General features: G+C 61.0%; 4 protein-coding genes. All 4 read left to right on the top strand.

Annotated features, from left to right (window positions below; translation table 11 throughout):
- The first annotated feature begins 13 nt into the window (after positions 1–13).
- Complete coding sequence (locus VK804_RS02025; RefSeq protein WP_325367303.1) at positions 14–136, top strand: hypothetical protein; 123 nt, start codon at positions 14–16, stop codon at positions 134–136.
- Positions 136–1,377: an MFS transporter gene (locus tag VK804_RS02030; RefSeq protein ID WP_325367297.1), complete on the top strand. Its 1,242-nt coding sequence runs from the start codon at positions 136–138 to the stop codon at positions 1,375–1,377. Before VK804_RS02025 ends, VK804_RS02030 begins: the two co-directional genes overlap by 1 nt.
- 51 nt (positions 1,378–1,428) lie before the next feature.
- Positions 1,429–2,511 (top strand): hypothetical protein, encoded by a 1,083-nt coding sequence (locus tag VK804_RS02035; RefSeq protein WP_325367299.1) that lies wholly within the window; start codon positions 1,429–1,431, stop codon positions 2,509–2,511.
- Positions 2,512–2,516: 5 nt separating this feature from the next.
- The coding region (locus VK804_RS02040) for a DUF5624 domain-containing protein (protein ID WP_325367301.1) at positions 2,517–3,272 on the top strand (756 nt) is incomplete at its 3' end.

The raw sequence follows: 3,272 nt of genomic DNA on the forward strand, positions 1-3,272 counted from the left end.
TGACTGGCCACATATTTCGTACTCTGACCGCGACACGGGCGAGTTGGTGAATTTGCTCGGGCGCTGGGCACCGACGGAGAGCGCACGCCGAAAGATCCTGGTCGAGAATCCGAAGCGCCTGTTTGGCCTGCCCTGATGGAAGTTGCCAGCGACACGGCGTTTCAATTCGGCGTCAATCGGTCTCGACGATCCTGGGCGTTGTTGGGCGTCTCGTTTGTCCTGGTGATGATCGACGGGTACGACCTGTTCATCGTTTCGTTTGTCGCGCCGCTGATCGCCAAAGATCTTCATTTGAACTTTGTGAGTATCGGCACCGTGTTCGCCGCCGGCCTGGCAGGCTCGATGGCGGGGGGCCTGCTTCTGGGTCACATCGCCGACCGCGTCGGCCGTCGGCCCACGCTGCTCGTTTCGCTTGCCACGGCGGGAGTCGCGACACTGCTGTGCTCGCAGGCTCATTCGCTCGGCGCTTTCGTCGCCCTGCGCTTGCTGACGGGTTTCGCTCTGGGGGGGCTTCTCGCCGCGATTGTCCCCCTGGTGGCAGAGCATTTCCCTCCGCAGCGGCGCAGCGCGGCGGTGACTGTGATGTTCATCGGCTATCCCCTCGGGGCGGTGGTCGGCGGCGCGATCACTGCGCTGTTGATCGCCCAGGGGTGGCGAAATCTGTTTCTCGGTGCGGGAGTCGTGACGCTGCTTCTCGTGCCGATCGGGCTGCTTCTGCGAGAGACGCTGTCCGCCTCAGACGCGTCGATCGGCGACCCACATCGGTCGCCCTGGAGGGGATCTTTCGTGGTCTTGTTTACCGAGGGCCGCCTCTGGACCACGGTCACCGCCTCATGCGCGATCTTTTGCCTGCTATTGGTGACTTACTTGTTAAACAGCTGGACGCCATTGATCGCGGCTCGATCGGGTTTCAACCCGCAGACGGCTGCTTGGTGCGGGGTGCTGCTGAATCTGGGCGGCGTGGTCGGGGCACTGACCTCGACCCTGCTCGTGACGAGGTTCGGAGTTTTCAAGGTGGTGACGTGGATGATTGCCGGCGGCTCGCTCGCCGTTGCTTTGCTGGGTTACTTATACGGTTCCGTTGGCGCACTGTATTCAGGTCTCGCAGTCATCGGCCTCCTGGTGATTGGGGGTCAACAGAACGCGCCGGCGATCTCCGTGCAACTGTATCCGCAGCGCATGCGCAGCACCGGTGTCGGCTGGCAGTTTGCCGCGGGCCGGTTCGGATCAATATTGGGACCCATCATCGGCGGGCGCCTCCTGGCGGCGAATGTTTCCGTGCAACTGTTGTTCGTGCTGATCGCCATTCCGACACTGCTGTCCGCCGTCTCGTACGCGGTCGTCGGCCTGCTACGACCTAAAGAGGTCACGTCGTGAGCACGATCGATGCGCGGACGATTCGTGTTTTGATCTGATACGGAACCCCTCATGCTGCTCATTGAACATCAACGCCTACCGACCTGCGGCGCGCGGGCTGTCCAGCCGTTCGCCCTTGCGGGCGCGCAGTATCTGATCGTGCCGCAGCTGGCAATGGATGTTCCGGGGACGCCTGCGCATATGAACGGCGGCGATAGCGACATTGCTGCCCCGATTTATCGCTGGCAACACGGTCGCTTGGTTGAGGACGGACTGCTGCCGCTCAGCGGCGGGGAGGACGCCGAGTTCTTCAACCTCGGAGAAGAATCCTACCTGGTGACGGCGGGGGTTCGATCGGGCCGCAATCCCTATCGCTACAATATCGACCAGGTGCTCTACAAGTGGGTAGGTGGCTCGTGGGCACCCGTGCAGACGTTCGCGGCCTTCGCCGCGAAGCAGTGGCATTTTTTCCAGGTCGGCCATCGAGCGTTTCTGGCCTTGGCGCAAGGCGTCACGCTCGATCATATCGAGGCGACGAATCCCCGGACCTCGCGAATCTATGAATGGAACGGCCGGCAATTTGAGAATTTTCAAACTCTCGACGGCAGGTGGGGCTATAACTGGGAATCGTTCGAGATAGCGGGGCAGATCTTCCTGGCCTACGCTGATCATGTCGGAGAATCAGTTCTCCTGGCCTGGGATGGCTCATCCTTTGCGCGGTTGCAATCCTTCGCCGCGAAGGGCGGTCGTTGCTTTCGATATTTCATGGCGGACGGTGAGCATTACCTCGCGTTTGCCAATATCCAAGGCGACTCAACCCTGTATCGCTGGAATGGCAGGGCTTTTGCGCCCTGCCAGAAACTGGGCGGCCCGGGCGGCCGAGAGTTCTGCATCGTCCGCAGCGCCTCGAACCTCTATCTGCTGCAGATCAATTTCATTCAGGGCGAGCCTTCCGCCCCGCGCACCAATCTCCGGTCGCGGGTTTTTAAATGGACCGAAGGACGGCTGCAGCTGGTCGAAGAATTCCCGACCGCCGGTGGGACCGACGCCGCGGTATTCTCTGCCGACGGCAACCTGTTCGTGGCGGTCTCCAACAGCCTCACCGTCGATGTCCGGTTCCGAACCGATACAATTATTTACCGCTTTAATGGATGATGATCATGGCTTACGCGCCGCACGACGATTTTCGCAGTCTGTACGACGCCTACACCGGTCCGGGGAGCACCGCGCAGCATTTGACCAAACACATGGTTCGCCTAACCGGGGGCGATCCGCTGCTCGTCGTCACCGGAGCGGATTTCGTCATTTTCCCGGGAGGCGGCCGCGCACCGATCGTTGAGAGCTTCCGCCATTCGACGCGCGGGTTTGTCGAACTCACGGCGGTGTCGCATCTCGCCCCCAGCATCGCCTGGGCTTTCCGCCTGCGCGAGCTCGGTTACGCCCATTGGCGCGACGACGCAAAACGGATCATCGACAGATCCGACCGGGTGCGCTCGGTCAACGATGCGCACTATTGGGAAAAGACGGTCGCCGTCGAGGCCTATCGCGGCTATGAATCAAAGATTGCGGACATGGTGGATTACACCTGCCGGGTCAGTTCGCGGTTCATGAAAACCTGCCTTGCGGATGAAGGCCTGATGAACTTCGAGTACTTGCGGCGAAACTTCCTGGATCCCATCGATAGTGCGGCGGTTCCGGTGCCTCTGAATGATGTCATGGTGGCAACCTTCACACTCACCTTCCTCGACATTGCGCACCGTATGATTCGATGGCTGCGTTCGCAGAACTTCAACTGGCGCACGCTCATGGTTCTGCTCAGCGGCAAATCAGGCCGGCCGAGTGCGGGACTGACGTGGCAGACGAACAATAATTGCCATCTGCTGTGGCGCGCCTCGGAGGAGCGGATATCCGCCGAG

The sequence above is a fragment of the Bradyrhizobium sp. genome (assembly GCF_035484855.1).
Taxonomy (GTDB): Bacteria; Pseudomonadota; Alphaproteobacteria; order Rhizobiales; family Xanthobacteraceae; genus Bradyrhizobium.

Bases quoted from the DNA above. Each gene is read 5' to 3' on its own strand.
- VK804_RS02035 (WP_325367299.1), top strand. From the start codon at position 1,429: ATGCTGCTCATTGAACATCAACGCCTACCGACCTGCGGCGCGCGGGCT.
- VK804_RS02030 (WP_325367297.1), top strand. From the start codon at position 136: ATGGAAGTTGCCAGCGACACGGCGTTTCAATTCGGCGTCAATCGGTCT.